The organism is Ideonella sp. FW305-24, assembly GCF_058788035.1.
On record NZ_JBYTAI010000004.1, the window covers coordinates 249,649 to 276,029 of the forward strand.

Annotated in this window: 26 protein-coding genes; 13 read left to right on the forward strand and 13 right to left on the reverse strand. The window is 69.6% G+C overall.

Annotated features, from left to right (window positions below):
• Position 1: 1 nt before the first annotated feature.
• Positions 2-1,195, reverse strand: a complete 1,194-nt coding sequence (locus tag AC3WR5_RS13090) for an MFS transporter (protein ID WP_492484989.1) — start codon at positions 1,193-1,195, stop codon at positions 2-4.
• Between the two features lie 77 nt (positions 1,196-1,272).
• Between AC3WR5_RS13090 and AC3WR5_RS13095 the strand changes: the two genes are divergently transcribed.
• Positions 1,273-2,214, forward strand: a complete 942-nt coding sequence (locus tag AC3WR5_RS13095; RefSeq protein WP_492484991.1) for a LysR family transcriptional regulator — start codon at positions 1,273-1,275, stop codon at positions 2,212-2,214.
• On the opposite strand, the gene AC3WR5_RS13100 is transcribed toward AC3WR5_RS13095, so the two are convergent.
• Both AC3WR5_RS13100 and AC3WR5_RS13105 read right to left on the reverse strand, forming a co-directional pair.
• On the reverse strand, positions 2,201-3,169 hold the full coding sequence (locus AC3WR5_RS13100; protein WP_492484993.1) for a Bug family tripartite tricarboxylate transporter substrate binding protein: 969 nt from the start codon (positions 3,167-3,169) through the stop codon (positions 2,201-2,203). The genes AC3WR5_RS13095 and AC3WR5_RS13100 overlap by 14 nt on opposite strands.
• A gap of 34 nt (positions 3,170-3,203) precedes the next feature.
• Positions 3,204-4,361, reverse strand: coding sequence for an L-talarate/galactarate dehydratase (locus AC3WR5_RS13105; protein WP_492484995.1), 1,158 nt, complete (start codon positions 4,359-4,361; stop codon positions 3,204-3,206).
• A gap of 217 nt (positions 4,362-4,578) precedes the next feature.
• Here AC3WR5_RS13105 and AC3WR5_RS13110 point away from each other — a divergent pair, with 217 nt between their 5' ends.
• The 4 genes from AC3WR5_RS13110 to AC3WR5_RS13125 all read left to right on the forward strand — a co-directional run bounded on the left by AC3WR5_RS13110 (position 4,579) and on the right by AC3WR5_RS13125 (position 9,749).
• Positions 4,579-5,607: a LacI family DNA-binding transcriptional regulator gene (locus AC3WR5_RS13110; protein ID WP_492484997.1), complete on the forward strand. Its 1,029-nt coding sequence runs from the start codon at positions 4,579-4,581 to the stop codon at positions 5,605-5,607.
• Positions 5,608-5,749: 142 nt separating this feature from the next.
• Positions 5,750-6,088 carry a hypothetical protein gene (locus AC3WR5_RS13115; RefSeq protein ID WP_141290640.1) on the forward strand — a complete coding sequence of 113 codons (339 nt, stop codon included), beginning with the start codon at positions 5,750-5,752 and terminating at the stop codon, positions 6,086-6,088.
• A 2-nt stretch (positions 6,089-6,090) separates the two neighbouring features.
• On the forward strand, positions 6,091-7,398 hold the full coding sequence (locus AC3WR5_RS13120) for a hypothetical protein (RefSeq protein WP_141290642.1): 1,308 nt from the start codon (positions 6,091-6,093) through the stop codon (positions 7,396-7,398).
• Positions 7,399-7,469: 71 nt separating this feature from the next.
• A complete protein-coding gene (locus tag AC3WR5_RS13125; protein WP_492485000.1) occupies positions 7,470-9,749 on the forward strand; it encodes a S9 family peptidase in 2,280 nt (759 codons plus the stop codon).
• On the opposite strand, the gene AC3WR5_RS13130 is transcribed toward AC3WR5_RS13125, so the two are convergent.
• Complete coding sequence (locus AC3WR5_RS13130; RefSeq protein ID WP_492485002.1) at positions 9,746-10,405, reverse strand: TetR/AcrR family transcriptional regulator; 660 nt, start codon at positions 10,403-10,405, stop codon at positions 9,746-9,748. The genes AC3WR5_RS13125 and AC3WR5_RS13130 overlap by 4 nt on opposite strands.
• A 94-nt stretch (positions 10,406-10,499) precedes the next feature.
• Between AC3WR5_RS13130 and AC3WR5_RS13135 the strand changes: the two genes are divergently transcribed.
• Complete coding sequence (locus AC3WR5_RS13135) at positions 10,500-11,222, forward strand: hypothetical protein (protein WP_492485004.1); 723 nt, start codon at positions 10,500-10,502, stop codon at positions 11,220-11,222.
• A gap of 3 nt (positions 11,223-11,225) precedes the next feature.
• On the opposite strand, the gene AC3WR5_RS13140 is transcribed toward AC3WR5_RS13135, so the two are convergent.
• Positions 11,226-13,229 (reverse strand): M48 family metallopeptidase, encoded by a 2,004-nt coding sequence (locus AC3WR5_RS13140; protein ID WP_492485006.1) that lies wholly within the window; start codon positions 13,227-13,229, stop codon positions 11,226-11,228.
• 148 nt (positions 13,230-13,377) lie between these two features.
• Here AC3WR5_RS13140 and AC3WR5_RS13145 point away from each other — a divergent pair, with 148 nt between their 5' ends.
• Entirely contained in the window at positions 13,378-13,809 is a 432-nt protein-coding gene (locus AC3WR5_RS13145; RefSeq protein ID WP_492485008.1) for a hypothetical protein, read from the forward strand.
• A gap of 35 nt (positions 13,810-13,844) precedes the next feature.
• Here AC3WR5_RS13145 and AC3WR5_RS13150 read toward each other — a convergent pair whose 3' ends face one another.
• The 5 genes from AC3WR5_RS13150 to AC3WR5_RS13170 all read right to left on the reverse strand — a co-directional run bounded on the left by AC3WR5_RS13150 (position 13,845) and on the right by AC3WR5_RS13170 (position 18,281).
• Complete coding sequence (locus tag AC3WR5_RS13150; RefSeq protein ID WP_492485010.1) at positions 13,845-14,078, reverse strand: hypothetical protein; 234 nt, start codon at positions 14,076-14,078, stop codon at positions 13,845-13,847.
• 75 nt (positions 14,079-14,153) lie between these two features.
• A complete protein-coding gene (locus tag AC3WR5_RS13155) occupies positions 14,154-16,754 on the reverse strand; it encodes a hypothetical protein (RefSeq protein ID WP_492485012.1) in 2,601 nt (866 codons plus the stop codon).
• A 216-nt stretch (positions 16,755-16,970) separates the two neighbouring features.
• A complete protein-coding gene (locus AC3WR5_RS13160) occupies positions 16,971-17,270 on the reverse strand; it encodes a hypothetical protein (RefSeq protein ID WP_492485014.1) in 300 nt (99 codons plus the stop codon).
• 173 nt (positions 17,271-17,443) lie between these two features.
• The gene (locus tag AC3WR5_RS13165) at positions 17,444-17,743 is read right to left on the reverse strand and encodes a hypothetical protein (RefSeq protein ID WP_492485016.1); all 300 of its coding nucleotides are present in this window, start codon (positions 17,741-17,743) and stop codon (positions 17,444-17,446) included.
• Between the two features lie 13 nt (positions 17,744-17,756).
• Positions 17,757-18,281: a hemerythrin domain-containing protein gene (locus AC3WR5_RS13170; RefSeq protein ID WP_141290155.1), complete on the reverse strand. Its 525-nt coding sequence runs from the start codon at positions 18,279-18,281 to the stop codon at positions 17,757-17,759.
• 280 nt (positions 18,282-18,561) lie between these two features.
• Here AC3WR5_RS13170 and AC3WR5_RS13175 point away from each other — a divergent pair, with 280 nt between their 5' ends.
• Positions 18,562-19,074, forward strand: coding sequence for a DUF421 domain-containing protein (locus AC3WR5_RS13175; RefSeq protein WP_492485018.1), 513 nt, complete (start codon positions 18,562-18,564; stop codon positions 19,072-19,074).
• Here AC3WR5_RS13175 and AC3WR5_RS13180 read toward each other — a convergent pair.
• The gene (locus AC3WR5_RS13180; RefSeq protein WP_492485019.1) at positions 19,037-20,044 is read right to left on the reverse strand and encodes a LysR family transcriptional regulator; all 1,008 of its coding nucleotides are present in this window, start codon (positions 20,042-20,044) and stop codon (positions 19,037-19,039) included. The genes AC3WR5_RS13175 and AC3WR5_RS13180 overlap by 38 nt on opposite strands.
• Before the next feature lie 88 nt (positions 20,045-20,132).
• Between AC3WR5_RS13180 and AC3WR5_RS13185 the strand changes: the two genes are divergently transcribed.
• Positions 20,133-20,741 (forward strand): short chain dehydrogenase, encoded by a 609-nt coding sequence (locus AC3WR5_RS13185; protein ID WP_492485021.1) that lies wholly within the window; start codon positions 20,133-20,135, stop codon positions 20,739-20,741.
• Between the two features lies 1 nt (position 20,742).
• Here the strand turns inward: AC3WR5_RS13185 and AC3WR5_RS13190 are convergent, their stop codons facing one another.
• On the reverse strand, positions 20,743-21,813 hold the full coding sequence (locus AC3WR5_RS13190; RefSeq protein WP_492485023.1) for a tartrate dehydrogenase: 1,071 nt from the start codon (positions 21,811-21,813) through the stop codon (positions 20,743-20,745).
• Positions 21,814-21,926: 113 nt separating this feature from the next.
• Between AC3WR5_RS13190 and AC3WR5_RS13195 the strand changes: the two genes are divergently transcribed.
• On the forward strand, positions 21,927-22,847 hold the full coding sequence (locus AC3WR5_RS13195) for a LysR substrate-binding domain-containing protein (protein WP_492485025.1): 921 nt from the start codon (positions 21,927-21,929) through the stop codon (positions 22,845-22,847).
• A gap of 21 nt (positions 22,848-22,868) precedes the next feature.
• Here the strand turns inward: AC3WR5_RS13195 and AC3WR5_RS13200 are convergent, their stop codons facing one another.
• On the reverse strand, positions 22,869-23,594 hold the full coding sequence (locus AC3WR5_RS13200; RefSeq protein WP_492485027.1) for a type 1 glutamine amidotransferase: 726 nt from the start codon (positions 23,592-23,594) through the stop codon (positions 22,869-22,871).
• A 186-nt stretch (positions 23,595-23,780) separates the two neighbouring features.
• On the opposite strand from AC3WR5_RS13200, the gene AC3WR5_RS13205 reads away from it, so the two are divergent.
• The 3 genes from AC3WR5_RS13205 (at position 23,781) to kdpA (ending at position 26,372) form a co-directional block, all read left to right on the forward strand.
• On the forward strand, positions 23,781-24,287 hold the full coding sequence (locus AC3WR5_RS13205) for a PTS sugar transporter subunit IIA (protein ID WP_492485029.1): 507 nt from the start codon (positions 23,781-23,783) through the stop codon (positions 24,285-24,287).
• 205 nt (positions 24,288-24,492) lie between these two features.
• A complete protein-coding gene (kdpF, locus tag AC3WR5_RS13210; protein WP_141289743.1) occupies positions 24,493-24,585 on the forward strand; it encodes a K(+)-transporting ATPase subunit F in 93 nt (30 codons plus the stop codon).
• Positions 24,582-26,372, forward strand: coding sequence for a potassium-transporting ATPase subunit KdpA (gene kdpA / locus AC3WR5_RS13215; protein ID WP_492485032.1), 1,791 nt, complete (start codon positions 24,582-24,584; stop codon positions 26,370-26,372). Before kdpF ends, kdpA begins: the two co-directional genes overlap by 4 nt.
• The last annotated feature ends 9 nt before the right edge of the window (positions 26,373-26,381 follow it).

The window sequence follows — 26,381 nt, forward strand, 5'->3', positions numbered from 1 at the left end:
TTCAGGCGGCGCGCGAGAGCCGCGCCGAGACCGGCCGGCTGCGCTGTTCCAGCCGGCGGCTGACCAGCGCCAGCGCCAGGCCGGCCAGCGTCAACAGCGCGGCCACGCCGCCCAGCGAGCGCAGGCCGGGGCCGTGCGTCAGCGCCACGCCGCCCAGCCAGGCGCCCAGCGCGTTGCCGAGGTTGAAGGCGGCGATGTTCAGGCTGGCGGCCAGGTTCTGGCCGGCGCCGGCGGCCTGCTCCAGCACGCGCATCTGCAGCGGCGCGACGGTGGCGAAAGCGGCCACGCCAAACACCGCGATGAAGCCGGTGACGGCGATGGCGTTGTCGATGAACAGCGGCATGGCCAGCAGCACCACGGCCAGCGCCGCCAGGCTGCCCAGCACAGCGGGCATCTGTGCCCGGTCGGCCAGCTTGCCGCCCAGCAGGTTGCCGGCCGCCAGGCCGCCGCCGAAGACCAGCAGCAGGGCAGAGACGGTGGCGTCCGACACGCCGGTGACCTGCGTCAGCAGCGGCTGGATGTAGGTGAACAGCGCGAAGACGCCGGCAAAGCCCAGCACCGTCATCGCCAGGCCCAGCAGTACCTGCGGCCGGGCCAACACGGCGACCTCGTCGCGCAGCTTCACCGGCTCGGCGTTCTCTTCCTGGCCCGCCTTGGCCGGCACGAAGATCGCGATCACCGCAAAGGCCAGCATGCCGATCACGGTCACGGCCCAGAAGGTCGCGCGCCAGCCCAGTTGCAGGCCCAGCCACGCGCCGGCCGGCACGCCCAGCAGCGTGGCGGCGGTCAGCCCGGTGAACATGATGGCGATGGCCGAGGCGCGGCGCTGCGGCGGCACCAGGCCGGTGGCGACCACCGAGCCGACGCCGAAGAAGGTGCCGTGCGCCAGCGCGGTGAGCACCCGCGCGGCCATCAGCCAGCCGTAGCCCGGCGCCAGCGCGCAGGCCAGATTGCCCAGCGTGAAGATGGCCATCAGCGCCAGCAGCACGGTCTTGCGCGGCAGGCTGCGGGTGGCCAGCGTCAGCAGCGGCGCGCCCACGGCCACGCCCAGCGCATAGCCGGAAATCAGCAGGCCGGCGCCGGCGACGGTGACATGAAGGTCCGCCGAGACCTGCAGCAGCAGGCCCATGATGACGAACTCGGTGGTGCCGATGCCAAAGGCACCGGCGGTCAGGGCAAGAAGAGCGATTGGCATGATGGGCCGCACTGTGCGCGGCTTTTCAGTCGGTGACTAGAATGCCGCATGGACCATCAGCTGTGACTTGAATTCACATGCCACGCATCGAAGTCAACCGCTCCGGCGAAATGGAAGCCTTTGTGCAGGTGGTCGAGCGTGGTGGATTCTCGGCTGCAGCCCGGGTGCTGGGCATGACGCCTTCGGCGATCAGCAAGCTGGTCGGCCGGCTCGAAGCCCGGCTGGGCACGCAGCTGGTCCACCGCTCCACACGCAAGCTGCAGCTCAGCGCCGAAGGCCAGCAGTTCTACGAGCGCGCGGTGCAGGTGCTGGCTGACATGGACGAGGCCGAGCGCGCGGCAGGGGCCGACGCCGAGCCGCGTGGCCGCGTCACGGTCAACACCAGCGTGTCCTTCGGCACCCATGTGCTGGTGCCGCTGGTGCCCAGGTTCCTGGCGCAGCATCCGCAGCTCTCGCTGGACGTGGCGCTGACCGACCGTGTGATCGACCTGATGGACGAGCGCGCCGACATCGCGATCCGCTGGGGCCCGCTGCCGGCGTCCGACCTGGTGGCTCGCCGCCTGGGCGAGACTGGGCAGGTCATCGTCGGTTCACCGGCCTACCTGGCCGAGCGCGGCACGCCGCGAAAGCCTGAGGACCTGGCCGCGCACCACCTGCTGGACTTCAGCTACCGCCGCCGCATGCCGGACTGGCCGCTGCTGGTTGCAGGCAAGCTGCTGGACGTGCCGGTGCGCGGGCGCATCCGCGCGAGCGACGGCGAAACCCTGCGAAATCTCGCGCTGGCCGGTGCCGGCCTGGCGCGCCTGTCCCGGTACCACATCCAGCACGACCTGGACGCCGCCACGCTGGTGCCGGTGCTGGAGCGCTTCAACCCCGATGAGCGCGCGCCCATCCACGCCGTCTACCTGGGCCGCAGCGAGCGCCTGCCGGCGCGGGTGCGCGCGGTGCTGGCCTTCCTGGTCGAGCACGTCGGCTGCGACCCTCGCTTCACGACGAAGCCGCCGCTCAATCCGCGGTGATGTGCCCGGTGTCGATCACCTTCTTCCAGCGCGCGAATTCGGTCGCCTGGAAGGCGGTGAACTGCTCGGGCGTGTTGGCGACGATCTCGAAGCCCACGTCCAGCAGGCCGGCCTTGACCTGCGGGTCGTTGAGTGCCTTGACGATGCCGTCGCGCAGCCTGGTCTTGATGTCTGCCGGCAGGCCCTTGGGTGCGGCCACGGCCTGCCAGGAATAGACGGTGACGCCGGGCAGGCCCAGCTCGGTCATCGTCGGCACCTGCGGCAGCACCGGCGAGCGCTGGGTGCTGGTGATGGCCAGCGCGCGCAGCTTGCCGGCCTTGATGTGCGGCACGGCGGTGTTGACGTTCATGAAGGTCGCGTCCACCTGGCCGCCGATCAGGTCGGACATGGCTGGCGCGCCGCCCTTGTAGGGCACATGCACCGCCTCGGTGGCCGTCTGCTGCCAGAACAGCTCTGCGGTCAGGTGGTCGCTGGTGCCATTGCCGGCCGAGGCAAAGGTCATCTTGCCGGGGTGGGCCTTCTCGTAGGCGATGACCTCGGCCACGCTCTTGAACGGCGAGTTCACCGGCACCGCCAGCACGTTGGGCGACTGCACGGCCACGGTGATGTAGTCGAAGTCCTTCAGCGCGTCGTAGCTCACGCCTTTCTGCAGGTGCGGCGCGATCACGAACGGCCCGAGCGACGCGACCAGCAGCGTGTAGCCGTCCGGCGCCGCGCGCTTGGCCTGGCCGGCGCCGATGGTGCCGGCGGCACCGGCCTTGTTGTCGACCACGAAGGTCGCGCCCAGGCTTTGCTGCAGCTGCGCGCCGAGCAGGCGGGCGATGTTGTCGGTCGAGCCGCCGGGCGGAAAGGGCACCAGCAGCGTGACGGGTTTGTCCGGCCAGGCGGCAGAGGCGGGGGCGATGCAGGTCGCCAGGCCGAGCAGCAGGCCGGCGAAGGTGTGCTTGAGGGTCATGCGGTGTGTCTCCGTTGTTGTAGGGTCAGGCGATTCAGGTGCGCTGGCCGACTTCGGCGCTTTCCCGCGTCCAGGCCCGTGCCTGCTCGCTCAGGCTGATGCCCAGGCCAGGCCGCTTGGGCACCAACATGCGGCCGTGCGCTATCTCCAGCCGTTCGTTGAACAACGGCTCCAGCCAGTCGAAATGCTCGACCCAGGGCTCGCGCGGGTAGGCCGCGGCCAGGTGCACGTGCAGCTCCATCGCGAAGTGCGGCGCCAGCATCAGACCGGCGTGATCGGCTTGCGCCGCCACCTTCAGGAAAGGCGTGATGCCGCCCACGCGCGGCGCGTCCGGCATCAGGTAGTCGGCCGCGCGGTGGCGGATCAGGTCGCCGTGCTCGGCGGCGCTGGTCAGCATCTCGCCGGTGGCAATCGGCGTGTCGAACGCGGCGGCCAGCGCGGCGTGGCCTTCGTGGTCGTAGGCATCAAGAGGTTCCTCAATCCACACCAGGTCGAATGATTCGAAGATGCGGCACATGCGCTGCGCGGTGGGCCGGTCCCATTGCTGGTTGGCGTCCACCATGATGGGCACGCCGTCGCCCAGGTGCTTGCGCACGGCTTCCACGCGGCGGATGTCCAGCGCGCGGTCCGGCTGGCCGACCTTCAGCTTGATGCCGCCAATGCCGCGTTCCACCGAGGCCGCGGCGTTCACCAGCAGCTGTTCCAGCGGCGTGTGCAGGAAGCCGCCCGAGGTGTTGTAGCAGCGCACCGAGTCGCGGTGCGCGCCCAGCAGCTTGGCCAGCGGCAGGCCGGCGCGGCGCGCCTTCAGGTCCCACAGCGCCACGTCGAACGCGCCAATGGCCTGGGTGGACAGACCGCTGCGGCCCACCGAAGCACCGGCCCAGCAGAGCTTGTCCCACAGCTTGCCGATGTCGCTCGGGTCTTCGCCCAGCAAGGCCGGCGCAATCTCGCGTGCATGCGCGAACTGCCCCGGCCCGCCGGCCCGCTTCGAGTAGCTGAAGCCCAGGCCTTCGGCGCCCTGTTCGGTCTGCGCCTCGACGAACAGCATCGCCACCTCGGTCATCGGCTTTTGCCGGCCGGTCAGCACCTTGGCGTCGCTGATGGGCGTGGCCAGCGGCAGGTAGCAGGAGGAGATGCGCAGCCAGGCGATGCGGTCGTCGGCAGCCAGGACGGGGAGGGCAGAAGCGTTCATGGGCAGGAAGCGAGTTGGATTGGTAACGTTGTCATTTCTGGGCGATGGCAGCTGATGTTCCGCTCGCCACCGAGGCCATCGGTCAAATGGTCTCGTGTGCGTCCAGTCGGAACCGGCCACCGCGGCGCTCGATTTGAAAAATGGTAACGTTGTCATTTCGATGCGTCAAGCGACCCGTCGAACGTGTCGGACAATGCGGCCGTCTCACGCTGCTGCCATGCCCAACGCCTCTTCCACTCCCGACGCCGCGCCCGCCTCGCCGCGTGCCGCCACGCTGCACGACGTCGCGCGCTCGGCAGGCGTCTCGCTGATCACCGCGTCTCGCGCGCTGGGCAACCCGGACCTGGTGTCCGAGAAGACCATCGCGAAGGTGCGTCAGGCCGTCGAGGCGACAGGCTACATCCCCAACCTGCTGGCCGGCGGCCTGAAGTCGCGCCGCAGCATGACGGTGGCGGCGCTGGTGCCGGCGATCTCCGTCGCGCAGTTCCTGCCCACGGTGCAGACGCTCACCGAAACCCTGGCCGCTGCCGGCTATCAACTGATCCTCGGCCAGAGCGGCTACGACCATGCACGCGAAGAAGCGCTGGTGAACACGCTGGCCAGCCGCCGGCCGGACGGCATCGTCTTCGCCGGGCTGGTGCATTCGACCAAAGCGCGCGAGCAACTGCGCCGGCTCGGCACGCCGGTGGTCGAGATCTGGGACCTGAGCGAGCGGCCGGTGGACATGATGGTCGGCTTCTCGCACCTCAAGGTGGGTGCCGCGGTCGCCGGCTATTTCCTGGCCAAGGGCTGGCAGCAGGTCGGCATCGCGACCGGTGATGACCAGCGTGCTTCAGTGCGGCGCGAAGGCTTTCTCTCCGTCATCGGACGCGAGGTGCCCACGGTGGTGGTGCCGGCGCCCAGCAGCCTGGCACTGGGGCGGCGCGCTTTGGGCGAACTGCTGAAAAAGTCGCCTGGCGTGCGCGCCATCTACTGCAGCTCCGACCAGCTCGCGCAAGGCGTGCTGACCGAAGCCACCGTGCGCGGCCTGCGCGTGCCGCAGGACCTGGCCGTCTGCGGTTTTGGCGACGCGGACTTCGCCGCCCACATGGCGCCTTCGCTGACCACCGTGCAGGTCGACGGCCCCGCCATCGGCCGCCAGGCCGCCGAGTTGCTGCTGGCCCGCTGCCGCGGCGAAACCCCGGCCCAGCCGGTGATCGACGTCGGCTTTCGCATCGTTGAGCGCGAGTCCACCGGCGGCGCGTGAGCCTTGGGTGGCGCAGGTGACGCCGCGCTGTCCCTCAGTCCTGTGACGTGGCACTGCTTGGGGTGGCGCTGTGGGCGGCATTCCGCTGTAATCCGCGCAGCCTGAAGTTCTGGCTGTGGCGTGGCTTCCCGGAGGAGCGTGCATGACCGAATCACAGAGCGAACTGCTGGTGCTCAGCGGACCGAAAGAAGCCATCACGGCCTTTCACCGTGAGGTCGCCGCGCAGCCCGGCAGCGAAAGCGCGTTGACCGAGCGCAAGAACTTCGACGGCAACTCCCAGACCTGGCTGGCGATCGCCAATGTCGCGGTGCTGGCGCTGCCGCACATCCTGGGCTTCATCAAGGACCTGGTGACGCGGCGCCAGGTCAAGAAGATCAAGATCGGCGACGTCGAGATCGAGAACCCGAGCGCAGAGGACATCGAGCGGCTGCGCAAGTCGATCGACAAGTCCCTGGAAGCCCGCAGCAACTCGGCGGCCTGAGCATGGCCAGCGCCGCTCGGCGGGCCCAGGCCGAGGCGGTGCTGGCCATTGAGCTGGGGCCGCGAGCCCGCTTCTTCCTGCACCAGCCGGCGCCCGGTTCGCCGATGGGCCTGGTGCTGGACCTGGTCGAGCGCCGGCTGGGCGCCGGGAGCTTCGACCTGTACTGGCTGGACCTCGGCTCGCCCGAGTTGTTTTCGCTGCCGGGCCTCAGCCCTTGCCCGGTCGTCTACAGCCGGCGCCACCTCTCGCTCTCGGCCTGTGTCAGACGCGTGTTCTCGGAGCCCTCGCTGCAGCAAGTGGCCGACGAATGCGCCGAGCAACTGGCCCTGAAGCTGATGGCCGAGTTCGCGCTGCGCCGTGGCCATGTCGACTTCGCGGTCCACGCCTTCCTGAAATCCATCGTTGGCAAAGGCATCTGGCTGGACGATGGCGACCAAACCCTGGTGCTGGAACAGGAGCGCAAGGGCGAGGCCTACATGGCCGTGTGGTTCTACGGCCTGCTGCACGAGCTGGGCCATGTGGAGGCGGCGCGCCGCCAGCAAAGCGGCCAGCGCCTGCTGTTCTCCGACACGCGCGCGCTCGGTTTTATCGACGTGGCCCTGGCCCAGGCCGTGCACTACCCGGCTGGCCTGAAAAACGAGATTCGCCAGCTCGCGCTGGCCGAGCGCGGCAGCTCGATGGTCGGCCTGGACCAGCTGCAGTGCGAAGCCTCGGCCGACATGTTTGCCGCCGAGTTGCTGCTGGCGGCCACGCAAGCCGTGATGCAACAGGACCGAGGCGATTCGCCCGACACCGGGCGCTACCTGCAGGAACTGGTGCTGCTGACCCAGGTGGTGGCGCTGATGGACCGTTGCCGAGGCACGGCCACCGTTGCCTGCCACGCCGGCGCGGACCTTCGTACCATGGCCTCTGCGCAGCTCTTGCTGCCACCGGTGGCCAACGCGGCCCGCGCTGCGATGGTGGCAAGCTTCCTCAAGCTGCTGCTGGCCAGGTGGGCCTGGGGCGACGGCTTCAGCGAGGCGCAGCTGGCCACGGCCGGCGTGTTGGTGGACGCGGCCTACGCGCAGTTCGCGCCCAGGGTCGACCGGGTCGAAGCAGGCCTGTCCAACGCCATGCGTTTTGCATTGCGCCTGGTGCCGTGGCCGAGCCTGGCCGAACAGCTGCAGGCGCTGCGGTCGGAGCTGGCCATGCCGCTGTGCCTGGACGAGACACAACGCTTCTGTGACCTGGCCGATCAGCTGGGGGCCGAAGGCGAACCGCTGGCGGCGCTGCGCACCATGGTGGCCAACGCCGCGCGGACGCACCATTGAATCTGCCGGTGCGGCTGCGCGGCATTCGCAGCTAAATTCCAGCCTTCGCTGTTGACCGCTCTCGCTCCACCATGCTTTTGCGTTTCATGCCACAGGCCTTGCTCGCCGCCGCCTGCCTGAGTTGTGTGCTGCCCGTGCCGGCGGCCGAGCTGGTCGACCCGTTGAGTTTGGATCGCATCCATGCGGACCCGCCGCTGCAGGGCCGGCTGCCGCGCGAGGCCACGCTGTCGCCTGGCGGCCGCTGGGCGGCCTGGCTGCAGCCGTCCCAGGCCGACGGCGAGGTCAAGGAGTTGTGGGGCCAGCCGCTGCCGGCCGGTGGACCACGCCGGCTGTTGGCCATGGCCGATCTGCTGGGGGGTGCGAAGGTGCACCTGACCGAAGCCGAGAAGATGGCGCTGCAGCGGCGGCGCATCGGCGGCAGCGGCATCCTCGAATACCGCTGGTGCGGCAACAGCGACCAGCGCCTGCTGGTGCCCTTGTCCGGCGGGCTGTACCTGGCCGAACTGCAGGCGGACGGCCTGCCACGCACGCGCTTGCTGGCGCAGGCGAAAACGGACACTCGGGGCGACGAACCGGTGCGGGACCCGCAGTGCGACAAGGCCGGCCGCCAAGTCGCCTTTGTGCAGGCGGGCGATCTGTGGGTGCAGCCGCTGAGCGCTGGCCCGGCGCGCCGGCTTACGCACAGCGCCAGCGCCACCCGCAGCACCGGCCTGGCCGAGTTCATCGCCGAGGAGGAGCTGGACCGGCACGAAGGTTTCTGGTGGGCGCCGGACGGCCGCGCGCTGTTGGCCATCGAGGTCGACGAAAGCCCGGTGCCGATCAAGGTGCGCGCGCAGATCGCCGCCGACCACACCAGCTTCGCCGAGCAGCGCTACCCCGGCGCCGGCCAGCCGAACGCCAAGGTCCGTGCGCTGAGGATCGAAATCTCAAACGGCAAGGCCACACCTTTGCGCCTGCCGCCCGAGGCCGAGTACATCGCCCGCGCCGGCTGGTTCGAGGACGGCACGCCGTGGCTGCAGTGGCTCACGCGCGAGCAGACCCGGCTGGACCTGGTCGAGTTCGACCGGCGCAGCGCCGCACCGCACACGCTGGTCTCCGAACGCGACCCGGCCTGGGTCGAGACCCATGACGACCTGGCCGAGCTGAGCGGCCGCCTGCTGGGCGGCAAGCCTGCGCTGGTCTGGTCCAGCGAGCGCAGCGGCCGGCGCCAACTCTGGTTGCTGGACCGCCGCGGCGGCGAGCCGCAAGCGCTGACGCAGCAGCCCGAGGCGGTGAGCCACGTGGTCTGCGCCGCCGGCCAGCGGGTGGTGTTCGCCGGTGCCACCGAGCGGGGCCGGGCGCGGGAGCTGTTCGTGGCCGACGGCGAAGGCCAGGTTCGCATGCTGTCGCCTGGCGAGCCGCGGCGCTGGCGCGACGCCAAGGCCGACGACGACTGCCGCCAGCTTTTGGTGACCGAGTCGCGCTGGGGCCAACCGCCGAAACTGTCGGCCGTGTCGCTGGACATGGATGCGGCACCGCAGCCCATCGCGGGCACGCCGCCCGAGCCGCTGCTCGCGCAGATCGTGCCCGAGGTGCAGGTGCTGGACATCGTGGCGGCAGACGGCAAGACGCCGCTGAACGCCTTCTACCTGCCGCCGCTGAAAGCCGGCGCCGCGCCGGGCGCGCTGCACCCGGTCATCGTGCGCGCCTACGGTGGCCCCACTGGCGCGGAAGTGCGCTGGGCGTGGGAAGGCGAGCTGCCGCAGCTGGCCTACTGGCAGCGCCTGGGTTTTGGCGTGATGACGGTGGACACGCGCGGCATGGCCAACCGCGACCGCGACTTCACCCATGCCCATTACCGCGCCTTCGGCCAGGTCGAGGTGGCCGACCTGTTCGCCGCGGTGCGCCAGCTGCCGCAGCAAGTGCCTGGCGTGGACCCGGCGCGCATCGGCTTCACCGGTTGGTCCTACGGCGGCTTCCTGTCAGTGCGCGCGATGCTGGACGCAGACACCCCATTTGCGGCCGCCTTCGCCGGCGCGCCGCCCGCCGACTGGACGCTCTACGACACCGCCTACACCGAGCGCTACCTGGGCACCGACCCGCTGGGCCGTGATGCGGCCACCTACGCCCTGGCCAGCCTGGTCGGCCGCGCGAAGCTGCTGGCCAAGCCGTTGATGCTGGCCCATGGCACCGCCGACGACAACGTGCTGTTCGAGAACAGCCTGCGCCTGATCGAGGCGCTGCAGGCCGAAGGCAAGCTGTTCGAGACGGTGATCTACCCCGGCAAGGCGCACGGCATCGACGGCCGCAAATCCAAGCTGCACCTGGCCAGGACCGAGACGGACTTTTTCGTCCGGCAGCTCAGGCCTTAAGCGTCCCGGCGGACCCCGGCCAGCAGCATCGCGTTGAGCGCGCTGGCCGTCGCGCCGATGTCCTGGTCGGCCGAGGTGCCGGCCAGCAGCCCGTCCACGTGCAGCGAGGCCAGGCCGTGGGTGAGGGACCAACCGGCCAGCGCCACCTGCTGCACGTTGGCGCCCTTGCGCAGCAGGCCGGCCGCCTCGCAGTCGGCCACGGCCCTGTGCAAGACACCCAGCGCCGCATGGCCGGCCTGCATCAGCGCCGGGTGGGAGGCCTTGTCGCACTCCGGGCCGAACATCAGGCGGTAAGTGCGCGGATGGGCCGCGGCGAACTGCACATAGGCCAGGCCGGTTGCCGCCAGCGCGGCCAGCGGTTCAGCAGCGGCCAGCCGCGCCGCGTCGGTGCGCCGTGCCAGCTCGCCAAAACCTTCGGCCAGCACGGCAGCCAGCAAGGCCTCGCGGTCTGCGAAATGCCGGTACGGTGCCGCGACGCTGACGCCCGCGGCCTGCGCCGCCGCACGCAGCGTCAGCCGCCCACCGCCACCGGCCTCGACCAGCCGCGTGGCCGCGACGACCAGCGCGCGCGCCAGGTCGCCGTGGTGGTAACCGGCCTTGGGCTGGTGCGGCAGCTGGACGCCTGCATCGGTCTGGGTGCGGGTTTTGGCGGGCATGTTGACGAGATTAACACTGGACTCTAAGCTGCGCCCCAGTTGAAGTTAACACTGATAACTTCTCTGCGCCGCTCAATTCACCTGGAGGCTGATCATGCCCGCGACTTCCCTGCGATCTGCTGCGGTGCCACCCGCATTGAACGTCCCGGCCGTGGGGGCCGAGGCCGGCGCTGCCACGGTGCTCGGCGCGTGGCTGCTGCTGGTCGGCGCGCTGGGCCTCGTGGCCACTTGCCTGGGCTACGTGCTGGCCGGTCCGCTGGCCGCGCTGCCGGGTGGCGCGCCTGGCATGGCGGCCGGGTTTGCGGCCACGCCGGCGGCTGGGGGCTGGATGCGCGTTGCCGGCCTGGCGGGCATGCCCAGCGATGTGCTGCTGGCCGTCGGCGGGCTGCTGCTGGCGGCGCACGAGTACCGGCGAGGGGCTGCGCTGGCAACTGCCGGCTGGCTGGCGCTGGGCGTGGCCAGCGTGCTGTTCATCGTGGTCGACGCGATGGTGGCACTGGTGCTGCCCGCCGCGGCGCTGCAGGCCGGGCCGGACGGCTACGCGGCGCTGCGGCTGCTGTTCGACGCCTTGTTCACGATTGGCGCCTGGACAGCCGCACTCGGCGCCCTGGCCGCGGCCTGGCAGCGCGGCGGCCCGCTGTGGCGCCATGGCTGGGCCGGCTGGCTGCTGCGCGCGGCGGGCTTGCTCGGGTTGGTGGCCAGCACCGGCCACCTGGCGGGCTTGCCCGGCATCGCGGCTTTGATCGGCCCGGGCATTGCGGTGCTGGCGGTGGCGCTGATCGGCGCGGCGCTGGGGTTTGGGCGAGCAGACACCTGAAGCTCAGCGTGCGGTCTTCGCGGTGTAGATGTTCGCGCCGGCGGTCTGTCGGAAACGCTGCACCATCGCAGCCTGGGCCTCGTCCTTCCAGTAGGGATGCGCCAGGTCGATCACCATGACCTGCATCGGCAGCTCGACCTGCTCGCGCAGCGTGTGCCACCAGTCGGCTGCGCCGGGCTGGCCCATGACGCTGGAGCGTTCGACCACCAGCACCAGCAGCGCCCATCCAGGGGCCGCATGGCTGGTCTTGCGCAGCAGCCAGGCGCGTCCGGCTGCGGGTTCGCTGCGCAGCAGTTCCAGCGTCGGGCGCAGCACGCGCGGGCTGAGCTGCGCGGCGGCCAGCAGCGGTTCGTCGTCGAAGTCGTGCAGCGCGGTTTCGGCGGCCTCGGCTTCTTCGCCCAGCTCGCGCAGACGAGGGCGCAGCTTCTTCAGGCCCTCGAAGTCCTCGCGCTGTTCCAGCACCTGCTCCAGCCGCTGCGCGGCCGGCAGCCGCCAGCGTGGCTCGGCGGTGCCGGCGTGCAGGTGAAGGCTGCTGCTTTGCTCGTAGGCCAGGCTGTTCAGCAGCTTCAGGGCTTCGGCGAGCGCGGGCGGCGGTTCGGGCTGGCGGGCCTGCGGCTGCACCGGGCCGGCGCCGTCCAGCAGCGCCATGGCCAACAGCAGACGGGCTTCACCGGGCGGTGGCTGGGTGTCGGCGGCCAGCGCGTCGCGCAGGATGGGCTGGGCCCTGGCAGCGTCGTGCACCTGCCAGGCGGTGCGGGCCCACAGCATGTGGTCGGCCTGCGGCAGGCGCTGCCGGGCGTGGGCTTCGGCCAGTTCGGCCAGCAGGCGCTCGCGCTGGCGGTGGCGGCGGTGGAAGCCTTGCCAGGTCGGCGTGGCCTCGTCGCGCCACTGGGCGTCCAGCGTCTGGATCAGCTTGGGCAACACGCTGCCCAGCAACTGCTCGGCGGCACTCTGGGCCGGTGGCGCGGGCAGCGCCGGCTGGACCTTGGCGAGTTCCAGGCGCTCGCGAAGGCTGGGGTGGGTGTCGCTGGCGTCCGGCAGGGCCTTGAGCGCCTCGCGCAGCCAGCGTGGCGCTTCGTCGTGGCGCAGGCCGTCCTTCAGCAGGATGCGCATGTCGCGCATCGGCGTGGCCTTGGGTTCGGGTTCGCGCTCGGCGGCGGCCCACAGCCGTGGCCAGAAGTGTTCGCTGAGGTAACGCGCCTGCACGGCAATGCTGACCAGGCTCAGCGCCGCCGGTTGCGGGCCGACGGCCTGGTGCGCCAGCCGGTCCGCCTCGACCTCCTGCTGGCGAGAGAGCACAAAGGCGCGTGCATTGAAGCGCGGGAAGAAGTGCTGGAAAAACAGGTTCAGCACCCAGTCCGCGACCGAGGCGCCCACGCGCGAACGCTCACGCGAGACCGCCAGCAGCCACCAACTGCGGCGGGTTCGGTAGATCCACGCGCCAAGCTTGCCGTGGTCGCCGCGCAGGTGGCCGAATTCGTGCGCCAGCACGGCGGCCAGTTGCTTGAGGTCCAGCGCCATCAGCAGCGGCAGGCCGAGGATCAGCGTGTTGCGGTGCCAGCCCAGCACGCCCAGCCGCGGCTGCTGCACGATGGCGGCGTTGAGGTTGCTGTCGATCAGCACCTGGTCCAGCCGCGGGCCGCCGCAGCGCTTGCGCAGCCTGGCAATCAGCTTGAACAGCGCCGGTGCCTCGGCGGCGGTCAGCACCAGGCCGGGTGGCGCCTGCTGGCGCATCCACAGCGCGCCGGCAATCGACAGCAGCAGCGAACCACAGCCGGCGGCCAGCAGCAGGCGCCAGGGTTTGAACCAGCCGTGCGAGCCGTGGGACCCGCCGAACAGGCCGCCCAGCGCCAGCCACGGGCCGCCGATGGCCAGTGCCAGCATGCCCAGGATCATGGCCTGGCCCAGGCCGGCCAGCAGCGCGGTGTCGCGTGTGAAGCGGCGCGGGTCGTCGCGGCAGGCGAGTTCGTGCAGCGACACCAGGCGGCGGAAATCGGCTTCGTCCAAGCGGGGCTCCTGAGCAGGGCAGGCCATCTCTCGGTGGCCCGGGCCGCGCCATTTTGACCGCGCTTTTTCCCGGCAGCGCCGTGCCCTGCTGGGCATGGGCACGCCGTCTGCCCGGCAGGCACCAGCACCACTGTTGACGGAGACCCCGATGAGGATGCTCGGCCAGAGAACCTACGCCACCGTGGCGCTTCCGCCCGGCTTGCGGGCGCACGTGCCACCCGAGCCGACGCTGCCGCCGCAGCCGAACCAGCCGCCGGAGCCCGCGCCAACGCCGATCGGCGACCCGCCGCCTTATGGCGTGCCGCCGATCGCGCCGCCGCCACCCATGCCCAGCCCACCCAGCCCGCCGCCGATGGTCGCGAGGGACAGGCGCTCCGCAGTTCGCGCCTGCGACGGCACAAGCTGCGGCACGAATTGCCGTGCCGGAGAGCCGCTGGACCGGGCAGAGCACGCGGCGTTCCATGGCCTGTCGCGGCGCATGGTGCTGATGGCGATTGCACTGTCCGGCTGCGACCCGAAGCAGCCCAAGACCGATCCCGCCGGGACGGCGAGCACGGCCCCGCAGTCGCCCCATGGCTGACCTGGCGGCGGCGCGCTGAAGCATCGGACCCGCGCTCAGCGGGCTTTGGGAACGCCGCCTGGCTGCGCGTCGGCCTCGGCCAATCCTGCTTGTTCGGCCTGTGGCTTTGGTGCGGCTTCGGCTTGCTGCTGGCGCGGCGGGTTCGCGGCGGGGCTGCCCATGGTCTCGCCGTCTTCCGTCTGGCGGTGCCGCATGCTGTTGTCGAAACCGTAGCCACCGCCGCCGGTCTGCTGCGGTGCGCCTGGCGTGGGGGAGTTGCGTTGGGTCATGCGAAGCTTCCTCGTGTGGATGGCAAATGCCGTGAAGGCTTTGTCTTTGGCAAGGCGCATGCCCCGCAGCAGGTCCTACCGGGCGGGTGAGGCCGGTGCCGGCCAGACGCGGTAGGTCCAGTCCGTCAGCCGCTGCAGGCGTGTGGTCTCGGCGCCCATCTGCGTGGCCTTCCACAGCGCGTACTGCAGGAATTGCTCGGGCGATGCGCGGCCGTAGGCATCGGTGGTCTCTGCGTACTGGCCGTTGCCCATCGCGGCCAGCGGCGTGCGGCCCTTGTCCACGCAGAATGCGAAGCCCGCGGTGGGTTCGGGCTCGCCCAGGTCGGTGTTGGCGGGGTCGCAGCGGCGCCAGGCCGCGGGGTCGGTGCTGGCGTACAAGGTGTTGAACTGCGAGATCGCGCCGTTGAGCAGCTTCAGCGAGAGGCCTGGTTGATAGCGGTCCAGCGGCGCGTAGGGCGAGCCGGCGGTGCCCATGGTGGCGGTGGCGCGGTCCATGAAGTTGCTGGGCGACAGGTGCTTCATGGCCTGGGCCCGGCTGTAGCGGCCGCGGTTGTTGATCAGGCTGCCGGTGTCGCTGGCCACGTAGAGCGGGATCGCGTTATTGACGAACTGGGCGCTCTTGATGCGGGCCTGCAGCAGGCGCACGGTGCTGGCGTTGCCAAGTTCCTGCAACGCCGGCGAGGAGGCGCCCAGGGTGCCGGTCAGGAGTTCGTCGAAGCCGGTCAGGTAGGGCCAGTCCATCGAGAAGTTCACCCAGTCGCTCTGGGCGCCGGGGTTGATGGACATCTGCATCTGGTACCAGGCGTTGGTGCGGTAGTAGGAGCCGATCACGTTGTGGGTTTCCCAGGCATGGATCAGGTCGCGGGTGACCTTGCCGGAAGCATCGGTGTCGGCCTGGTAGAGCATGTGCGGCGCCAGGTAGAACACGCTCACGGTGTTGAACGGCCAGCCCCGCACCTCGCCGCGGCCCTTCCAGGTGTTGGCCTTGGCGTCGTAGTCGCCAATGAACCACTTCTGCTTGCCTTCCAGGCCGTAGCTGGTAGCCCAGTGCCACTGCTGCACGGCATTCCACTGCAGCAGGCTCATCATGGCCCGCTCGATGAAGGCGTTGGTGGTGGCCGCTTCGGGTTCGCTCGCGGTGGTGGCGCTGGCGGCCAGCGCGGCCAGTCGACTGGCGCCGACCTGCGCGCCATACTGGCCGCTGCTGGCGACGTGGTTGCCGCGGCCGCCGCCCAGGAAGCCGTAGGCGATCCAGCCCGAGTTCGCGAACAGCTGCTGGATCTCGTTGCGCTGGGCAGGCGTCAGGTGGCTCCAGTCGCCGTACTTGCCGTTGGGGTTCAGGTGGCCCTGCAGCCAGCCTTCGATCTTCGCGGCGTCGCCGTTCGGGTCCTGCCAGCTGCTTTGCGAGAACTGCGCGCCCTTGGCGAAGGAGCCCGCGGGGCTGAAGCCCTCGGGCCAGACGTCCAGCGGGTGGGCGGCGGGCAGCCAGGCGTTCCAGTCCGGGTACTGCAGCGGCACGGCCATTTCGCGGGTGTTCATGGTCGCGCTGGCGTCCATCACCTTGTCCACGTCGGCCTGCGTGAGGCTCAGGGGCTGGCCGTCGATGGGCTTGCCGAACACGGCCTGCAAGGCCTGGGTGGTGGTGTCCAGCGCAGCGCTCAGGCCGGCGCCTGCGGCCCATTCGGTGATGGGCCGGCTGTCCAGCCCGGCGCCGGGCTGGTAGGGCGGGTTCCAGGGTGCCGCCTGCGCCACGTGGGGCACGGCCTGCTGGCTGTAGCGCAGGTAGGCCGCGATCTGCTGGCCCTGCAGCTTGCTCAGGCCGTGGAAGCGGCTGCGCTGCACGATGGCGTTGTCCGAGTAGTTGAAATACTGCAGGTCGCGGCCGGTGGGCGCGTGGCAGGAGGCGCAGGCTGCCTGCAGCTTGCGCGGCACGATGGAGGACTTGGCCAGCACGCCGGAGGCATGCCAGAGGGTCTCGCCCGCGGCCACGTTTTCGCTCCAGGTCTTGCCGGCGTCCTTCTGCTTCTTGATGTTGGCGAACTGCACCGCATTGGTGGCCAGGTTGCGGCCCTGGGCGTCCTGCAGCTGCAGCGCAATCACGCGGTAGCCGTTGGACTCACCGTCGGTGCCGTTGAAGCGGAACTGGATCAGGTTGCCGCTGGCGGCGGCCACCAGCCTGGCCTTGGTGGTGGCGTCCAGCACCAGGCCGATGCGTGCGGTGTAGAGGCCGCCGCGGGCCAGTCCGCCTTGCAGTCGTTCGGCATCGGCCAGTTGCACGTTGGCATCGGTGATGTCCACCCAGGGGATGTCGGCGCCGGCATCGGCGCTGGTGCCGCCCAGCACCCGCAGGCTGGCCTTGACGCGGGCGGGTGCCTGCGTGGTGGCCTCGAACTCCGGCGGGCCGAAGAAGCCGCAGCGGTGGCAGCTGAACCACAGCCGGTCGACCTGGGCCAGCTGGCTGGCGTCCACGTTCAGGACGGCTTGCACGATGGTGGGCTTGCTGGGCAGGCCGGCGCCCAGCACCTCCAGCGGCAATTGCAGCGTGGCGCCTGTGGCCGTCGCGTGCGTTGCCGCGTCTGCGCCGGTGGCCGATGTGACCAAGCTTGCGGCCAGGCCGAGGGCCAGCCAGACGCTGGCGATGGCGGCGCGAATGTGGCCGCTTGGTTGATTTGTCACGAGGTGCTTCCAGGCTGCGACGCCGGGGCCGGCTAGGCGGGAACGCCTCGCCAGCCGGCGTCGATACCGGCGGCACCATACGTGTCTTCAGGCCCTCTGCGGAAGCCCCGATGAGGTGGTTCTATGCTCCACCTTCTGGCCTGAGAAAGTCCACCTGCACGGGTGTCGACCAGCGGCGCATGTTCTGCTACAGCCAGCCATCAACCAGCCACCTGCCTAACCTTGCGCGCCTTCGTGGCGCGTGTCGTGGCCGGTAGCGTCATCGACGCGGCGCACGCCGTAGGCGTTGTCGTCTTCGGGCACCACGTGGCGGCTGTCCCAGGGCTCGGTGCCACGGGACATGCACAGCCGGCCCTCGGTGTGGGCCTGTTCGTTGCAAGCCACGCAGGGCTCCTGCCGGACCAGGGTGGCTTGCGCTGCCTCCGGCAGCTCGTCCGGCTGGACGAGCAAGGTGGCATCGAACGGGGTCGGGGCAATGGGTGGCGAAATGGCCTGGGTGGCGGGGCGCTGGCTCATGAGATGGCTCCTGTCGAATCGGGAGGCGCGGCACGCATCGGGCAGCCGAGGGCGACGCCGACTCCGGGGGGCAAGTCGCATGCCTTGGCGGCCCCACTGCACCGCCAAGGCATGCTGACTCTACGCCGGTCGCTGCCGCCTGGGCAGGTGGCGCATGTCCGGTGTCGGGTTGTTCAGTACGCGCCGCGTTTGGACTCCAGGGCCTCGCCTTTTTCGGCGTCCCGGCGCTGTTCCTTGCCCAGCGGCGGGGTCAGCCGGTCCGGATCCTGGCTGGACAGCGGCACGCCCTGCGGCTGGCCCTTGTCGCTGGCCGGCTTCCGGGTGCGTTCATCCAGCCATTCGCGCGGGCTTTCGCTGTCGGGCAGCGTGGTGGTGGCCGGGTCCGGGCCGACCGAGGTGCTGGTGCCGGGGCCGCCGGCACCGGCGTGGTCCGAGCCGCCAGGGGCCTGGCAGCGGAAGTGCAAGCGGTTCATGCCGGTGCCTCCTTCAATGCGAGGCCATCAGCTCGGCCTTGCGCGCGGCCAGTTGGGCGCCGACGGCCTTGGTGTCCATGCCGGCCTTCTTGACCTTGGGGAACAGTTCGTCCTGCTCTTCCTTGACGTGGTGGTCGATCAACTCGCCCAGCACCTTGACCTTGGCGTCGTACAGGTCGTCGTCCGGCTTGCCGGCCTCGATCTGCGCGATCAAGTCCTTGGCGCTGGCATGTTCGACGGTGGCTTCGTCGACCAGATCGCCTTCGGGCAGCACTTCACGGGCGGCAGGATAGAAGATCTCTTCTTCGATCTGGGCGTGCACCGTGAGCATTTCGCAGATGGTCAGCGCGACGCTGCTGCGATCCCCGGCTGGAGCTTCGGCCTTGGCCAGCTTCTCGTAGTCCTTGAACAGCTTCTTGACCTCGGCGTGGTCAGCGCGCAGCAGCGTGATCGCGTCAGGCGCGCGGCCAGTGGTCTTGCTGGTGTCGGGCGTACGCGACTTGGCGGGGCTGGCAGTGTGGCTGGCGGTGGTGCGCATGGGAAGAACTCCAGTTGGCGGAACTCGCATCGCGGTTCCTGGGTTGATGAGAGTGCCCTCAGACCTGCCGCTGAGCGTCAAGCCCCCCAGGGGGTGGGGAAACTTGGGACGGACCCGGCGTTTCCTCATGAGGCAATGAGGCCACTCTAGGGCGCATTGCCATGCCATGGCGCCATTGGGGCCACGGTTGCGACACCGGCTGACGCGCGCGCTTCGCCTGGGCCTACAGGGCGCCGCCTGAGGGGCCGGAAGATGGCGCTGCACACGAACGGAGCGACCGATGAACCAGGCAAGCTTGATGGCGATGTTCAGCTTCTCGATGTCACCGCTGGATCTGGTGATCCGCGGCAGCGCGATGTACGTTTTCCTGTTCCTGATCTTCCGCTTCGTGCTGCGGCGTGACGTGGGCTCGATCGCGATTTCCGATGTGCTGCTGCTGGTGCTGATCGCCGACGCCTCGCAGAACGCGATGGCCGGCGACTACAAGACAGTGGCGGACGGCATGGTGCTGGTGGGCACCATCGTCGGTTGGAACTGGGCGCTGGACTGGGCGGCCTGGCACTTCGAGCCGGTGCACCGCTTGTTGCAGGCACCGCCGCTGCCGCTGGTGCGCCACGGCCGGGTGCTGCATCGCAACCTGCGCAAGGAGTTCCTGACGCTGGACGACCTGATGATGGAACTGCGCAAGCAGGCGGTGTCGGACCTGGCCGAGGTGAAGCACGCCCAGATGGAGGGCGATGGCCAGATCACGGTGATCAAGCGCGAGGGCGGCGCGCCGGCCGAGGCTCGGTAGCGGGCGATTGGCGGCGCGGCTGCCCGTCGCCAGCGCCGTCCAGCAGTGCGGCCGCGCTGCGCTGCAGCAGCTCGCGCAGCCAGCGCAGCGCAGGGTCGCCATCGTGGCGGGCGTGCCAGACGCAGGACAGCGTGTAGTCCGGCAGCTTCAGCGGCGGCGCTGCCGCCTGCAGCCCGAAGCGCTGGCGCCAGCCCGGCACCAGCAGCTCCGGCACTGTGGCCACCGCCGGCAGGCGGGCCAGCAGCCCTGGCAGCGAGCCGAAGTGCGGGGTGGCATACAGCACCCTGCGCTGCGCGCCGAGGGCCGCCAGTGCGGTGTCCACCTGGCCTTCGAAGTCCCCCTGGTAGGAGATGAACAGGTGCGGCAGCCGCAGGAAGTGCGCCCGTGTCAGCCGGCCCGAGGGTGGTAACTTCACCTGATCGGGGTGGTAGACGCAGCGGTAGTTGCGCGTGCCCAGTGCTGCCATGCGCTGCCAGGCCGGGCCCGGGTCGAACACCGACAGGCCCAGGTCCATCTCACCGGCTTCCAGCATGCGGCTGGCGCGGGAGCGGTCCGACGCGCGCACCGCCAGCCGTACGCCCGGCGCTTGCCGCGCCACTTCGGCCAGCACGCCGGGCATCAGCCAGGCCTCCATCCAGTCGGGCATGCCCAGGCGGAAGCTGCGCTCGCCGCGCGAAGGGTCGAAGCCGCCGGACTCGGTCAAGGCGCCACGCACGCTTTCCAGCGCCGGCGCCAGCTGGTCGGCCAGCGCCAACGCGCGGGGCGTGGGCACCATGCCTTGCGCTGTGCGCACCAGCAGCTCGTCACCGGTCAGCTCGCGCAGCCTGGCCAGCGCGCCGCTGACCGCCGGCTGGCCGAGGAACAGCTTGGCCGCCGCGCGCGACACGCTGCGCTCGCGCACCAGCACCAGGAAGCTGACCAGCAGGTTCAGGTCCACGCCCCTGAAATCGCGCTCGATGATGTGGCTCATGATTCCAATCGATTTGCCTGATGAGTCGGTGCCAGGAATTATGACGACCAGGCCAGCACCTTTGCGGGCACTTCAGGAGCGAAACATCATGGGCAAGAAAAAAGTGTTGATCGTCGGGGCCAACGGCACCGTGGGCCAGGCCGTGGCGCAGGCGGGCGAGGGCCTCTGGGAACTGGTCACGGCCGGCCGCAGTAGCGGAGCGCATCGCGTGGACCTGACGCAGGGCCGCAGCATCCATGCGCTGTTCGAAGCGGTGGGACGGGTCGACGCGATCATCGCCACCGCGGGCAAGGTGCACTTCGGCCCGCTGGCCGAAATGAGCGCCGAGCAGTTCAGCATCGGCCTGCAGGACAAGCTGCTGGGCCAGGTCAACCTGGCGCTGATCGGCCAGCACCATCTGAACGACGGCGGCTCCATCACCTTGACCAGCGGCATCCTGTCGGAAGCGCCGATCCGCCTGGGCGCCAACGCCACCGCCGTCAATGCTGCTGTCGAAGGCTTCGTGCGCGCGGCGGCCTGCGAGCTGCAGCGCGGCCTGCGCATCAACGTGGTCAGCCCTACGGTGCTGACCGAATCGCTGGGCGCCTATGGGGCGTTTTTCCAGGGCTTCGAGCCAGTGTCCGCGGCACGCGCGGCCCAGGCCTACCTGCGCAGCGTCGAAGGCGTGCAGACCGGGCAGGTGTTCAAGGTCTGGTAACTCAGCGCTTGCGCACGGCGGCCTCGATGGCCGCGCCGACCTCGGCGGTGCTGGCCTTGCCGCCCAGGTCGGGCGTGCGAGGCCCCTCGCGCAGCGTGGCCTCGATGGCACGCAGGATCGCGTCGTGTGCCTCTTGATGGCCGAGGAACTGCAGCATCATCGCGCCGGACCAGATCATGGCCACCGGGTTGGCAATGCCCTTGCCGAAGATGTCCGGCGCCGAGCCGTGTACCGGCTCGAAAAGCGACGGGAACTTGCGCTCCGGGTTCAGGTTGCCCGAAGGCGCCAGGCCGATGGTGCCGGTGCAGGCCGGGCCCAGGTCCGAGAGGATGTCGCCGAACAGGTTGCTGGCCACCACCACATCGAAACGGTCCGGCTGCAGCACGAAGCGGGCGCAGAGGATGTCGATGTGCTGCTTGTCCATGGCCAGCTCGGGGTAGCCGGCGTGCATCGCATCGGCCCGGCCGTCCCACCACGGCATGCTGATGGCAATGCCATTGCTCTTGGTGGCCACGGTGATCTTCTTGCGCGGGCGCGATTGCGCCAGCTCGAAGGCGTACTTCATCACCCTGTCGGTGCCGTGGCGCGAGAAGACCGATTCCTGGATCACGATCTCGCGCTCGGTGCCCTCGTAGAGCTTGCCGCCGAGGTTGGTGTACTCGCCCTCGGTGTTCTCGCGCACCACGAAGAAGTCGATGTCGCCTGGCTTGCGGCCCGCGAGCGGGCAGGGCACGCCCTCGAACAGGCGCACCGGCCGCAGGTTGATGTACTGGTCGAACTCGCGGCGGAACTTCAACAGCGAGCCCCACAGCGAAATGTGGTCCGGCACCGTGGCCGGCCAGCCCACGGCACCGAAATACACCGCGTCCATGCCCTGCAACTGCTGCTTCCAGTCGTCCGGCATCATCTGGCCGGTCTTCAGGTAGTGCTCGCAGCTGGCCCATTCGATGGGCGTGATGTCCAGCGCAATGCCGAAACGTTCGGCAGCCGCGTGCAGCACGCGCAGGCCTTCGGGCATGACTTCCTGGCCGATGCCGTCACCGGGGATGGCTGCGATCTTGAGCGGTTTCATGGAGAACTCCTGGTTGGGCGCCGTGCGTGCATTGGCACATGTCAGGGTTGGCATCCTAGGGGACCTGGGGCTTTCTACAATCGGAGCTCTTGTGAATCCGCCATGCACACATCGTGAACAATGATCCGCTCGCCGAAGACCTGCGCGTTTTCAACGCGGTGGTGCGCAAGGCCAGCTTCTCCGGCGCTGCCGAGGAGCTGGGCGTTTCGCCGTCCTACGTCACCAAGCGCATCCAGATCCTGGAGGCCACGCTGGGCACCCCGCTGTTCCACCGCACCACGCGCCGGGTGGTGGTGACCGAGGCCGGCGAGCGCATCTGCCACTGGTCGCAGAAGATCCTGGACGACCTGGATCATCTGGTCGAGGAGATTGGCGTGACGCGGCAGGCGCCTCGTGGCACCTTGCGCGTGTGCAGCAGCTTCGGTTTCGGCCGGCGGGTGGTGGCGCCTGCGCTGTCGGCCCTGGTCGAGCAGCATCCGGCGCTGAAGGTGCGCTTCGAGGTGTTCGACCGGCTGGTCGACGTGGCCAGCGAAGGCTTCGACCTGGACGTGCGCGTGGGTGACGAGATCGCCCCGCACCTCATTGCCAAGCGGCTGGCAGCCAACCATCGCGTGCTGTGCGCCTCGCCGGCCTACCTGGCGCGCTGCGGCACGCCGCGCACGCTGGACGAGCTGGCCACGCACGACTGCCTGATCATCAAGGAACGCGACCACCCGTTTGGCGTCTGGCGCCTGCGCCACGGCCGCAAGGAAAGCACCATCAAGGTTCGCGGCCCGCTCTCGTCCAACAACGGCGAGATGGTGGTGCAGTGGGCCGTGGACGGCCGCGGCATCGCGCTGCGCTCGCTGTGGGATGTCGGCCCGCTGATCGCCGAAGGCAAGCTGGTGCAGGTCCTGCCGGACCACAGTCAGGCGGCCGATGTGTGGGCCGTCTACCCTTCGCGGCTGGACACCTCGGCCAAGGTGCGCGTGTGCGTGGAATTCCTCCAGGCGCACCTTGCCAGCCGGCTTCAGCCGCCCCCGTTGGCGCGCTGAAACAGCGCGGCCGTTCAACGCTCACCAGCCGCCGCGCATGTGGGCCACCACCGGGCGTGGCAGCGAGGCCACCCAGTGCCTGTAGATGTGCCGGGCCGAGGCGTGCAACTGCGGCAGGCAGGTTTTCAGCTGGCGCAAGATCTCTTCGCGCGATTGCGCGGCAGGCCCGGCCGCGTGGGCCAGCTCCAGGGCCGACTCGTGGCACCACTCGCGCACGATGGCCTCGGTGACCTCGAAGTGGCACTGGAAGGCCAGGTGCTTGCCCATGCCGAAGGCCTTGTTCAGGCAGTGTCGGCCAAACAGCAGGCGCTGCGCACCGGCGGGAATCTCGAAGGTGTCGTAGTGCCAGTTGAAGGCGACGACCGGCTGCTCGCCAAACAGCCGGCGGCCGGCGGGCGTGACCTGCAGGTGGTTCCAGCCGATGTTGGCCCAGGCGTTGGTGCTGACGCGCGCGCCCATGGCCTTGGCGATCATCTGCCCGCCGAAGCAGTGGCCCAGCAGCGGAATGTCGGCGCGCAGCGCGGCCTGGGCCAGCGCGAGTTCGTCGTGGATCCAGGGCAGCGGCTCGTTGACGCTGCGATTGCTGCCCAGCATCACGATGCCGCTGAAGTCCCGCGGGTCGCTCGGCAGGCTGTCGCCTTGCTCGGGGCAGATCAGGCGGTGTTCGATGCCGACCTCTTCGAGGTAGTCCAGCAGGAAGCCGGGGCGTTGGGTCTTGTCGTGTTGCAGCAGGGCGACCGGTTTCATACAAGGGCGCGGCTTGGCGCGCAGTGGTGACGATGAAGCCACTCTAGACAGCGCGACCTCAGCCCGGCATCAAGAGACGGGCTCTCGTCATCAAGCCCGCATCAAGCGCCCGCGTTTGATTTCGGCTTGATGCCGGCCGCCGCTTTCTTGATCCCGGCTTGAGGTGCTGCTTGCTGCAATGTCGGCATGAGCGTTCTCTCGCCCTGTGTTCCGTCCCTGCCGCGCAGTGCGCGCCAGGACTCGCCCGCTGCCGAGCCCTGGCTGGCCTGCGAGGACATCCTGCTGGACGTGGCGGCGCCGGACGGCGCTGCGGCGCTGCAGGTGCTGGCACGGCTGCTGTCGCGCCGGCTGGTCTGTCCGCAGGAAGCCGTGCTGCGCCGCCTGGTGCAGCGCGAGGCGCTGGCCTCTACCGCACTGGGGCACGGCCTGGCGCTGCCGCATGCCCAACTGGCCGGTCTGGCCGCGCCGGTGGGCGCCTGCGTGGGCCTGCGCTCGCCGGTGGTCTTTGGCGAGGCGGACGGGCAGCCGGTGCGCTGGCTGATCGCGCTGCTGCTGCCAGTGCGCGAGCCGCAGGCGCAGCTGATCCGCCTGGCCGGGCTGGCCAGCCGCTGCGGCGAGGGCATGTTCCGCCTGGCGCTGGCGCGCAGCCGCACGCCAGCCGAGGTGTGGAAGCTGTTGACGCTGCCGGCCTGACCGGGCGCCGCAAAGGGCGTCTTGATACTTTCTTGATACCCGGCTGCCGAGTCTTGGCACCGTCTTGATGCCCCGATTTTTACGATGAGCGCATGTTTCAAGGAGGGCGTCCCATGGATGTCGTTTACATCGCGCTGAGCGTCGTGTGCTGGCTGTTGCTGGTGGGCATGGCGCAGGGTTGCGCAAAGCTGGGAGGGGCCGAGAAATGAGCGGTCTGGTCATCTTGAGTGGCATCGTCGCGGCAGGCCTGCTGGTCTACCTGGTGGCGGTCTTGCTGCAGCCGGAGAAGTTTTCATGAATGCACATGGCTGGACTTTGCTGGCCGTCTACAGCGTTGTGCTGTGGCTGCTGGCCATGCCGATGGGGCGCTACATCGCCGCAGTGATGGAAGGGCGGCTGCGCTGGGCGGGCCGCATCGAGGCCGGGCTGTGCCGGCTCTGCGGCGTCAAGCCCGAGGCGGAGATGGGCTGGCTGCAGTACGCGCTGGCGCTGTTGCTGTTCAACGGCCTGGGCGTGCTGGCGGTGTATGCGCTGCAGCGGCTGCAGCTGTGGCTGCCGCTGAACCCGCAGGGCATGGCCAACGTGTCGCCCGACTCGTCTTTCAACACCGCGATCAGCTTCGCCACCAACACCAACTGGCAGGGCTACGTGGGCGAAACCACGATGAGCTACCTGACCCAGATGCTGGGCCTGGCGGTGCAGAACTTCTTCTCCGCGGCCACCGGCATCGTGGTGGTGATTGCGCTGATCCGCGGCTTCGCGCGGCACTCGGCCAAGGCCATCGGCAACCTGTGGGTGGACCTGACGCGGGCCACGCTGTGGCTGCTGCTGCCGCTGTGCATCGTCTACGCGGTGTTCCTGGCGCAGCAAGGCGTGGTGCAGAACTTCGATGCCTACCCGGTGGTGCAGACCCTCGAGACGCAGCACTACGAAACGCCGAAGCTGGACGCCGAAGGCCAGCCGGTCAAGGGTGCTGACGGCCAGCCGGTGACGGAGCCGCAGCAAACCCGCGAGCAGACGCTGGCGATGGGCCCGATCGCCTCGCAGGAGGCAATCAAGATGCTGGGCACCAATGGTGGCGGCTTCCTGAACGCCAACTCGGCGCACCCGTACGAGAACCCGACGCCGCTGACCAACTTCGTGCAGATGCTGTCGATCTTCCTGATCCCGGCCGGGCTGTGCTTTGCGTTCGGCCGCATGGTGCAGGACAGGCGCCAGGGCTGGACGGTGGCGGCTGCAATGGGCGTGCTGTTCCTGGTCGGCGCGGTGGCCGCGATGAGCTTCGAGCAGCAGGGCAACCCGCTGCTGGCGCCGCTGGGCGTGGACCAGGGCATGAGCCTGGCCCAGGCCGGCGGCAACATGGAAGGCAAGGAGACGCGCTTCGGCATTGCCGACACCGCCTTGTTCGCCACCATCACCACCGACGCCTCCTGTGGCGCGATCAACGGCTGGCACGACTCGTTCACGCCGCTGGGCGGGCTGGTGCCGCTGGTCAACATGCAGCTGGGCGAGGTGGTGTTCGGCGGCGTGGGCACGGGGCTGTACGGCATGCTGATCTTCGCGATCCTGGCGGTCTTCATCGCTGGGCTGATGATCGGCCGGACGCCGGAATACCTGGGCAAGAAGATCGAGGCGCACGAGATGAAGATGAGCTCGATTGCCATCCTCGTCACGCCGCTGCTGGTGCTGCTGGGCACCGCCATTGCAGTGCTGAGCCCTGCCGGGCAGGCGGGCGTGGCCAACCCCGGCGCGCATGGCTTCTCCGAGATCCTCTACGCCTTCACCTCGGCGGCCAACAACAACGGCAGCGCGTTCGGCGGGCTGTCGGCCAACACGCCGTTCTACAACGTGCTGCTGGGCATTGCGATGTGGTTCGGCCGCTTCGGCGTGATCGTGCCGGTGCTGGCGATTGCCGGCTCGCTGGCAGCGAAGAAGCGCATCGCCACGACATCCGGCACCCTGCCCACGCATGGCCTGCTGTTCGGCGGCCTGCTGATCGGCATCGTGCTGCTGGTGGGCCTGCTGAACTATGTGCCGGCGCTGGCACTCGGCCCGGTCGTTGAGCACCTGGTGCTCTGGAAGTGAGTGAGTTCC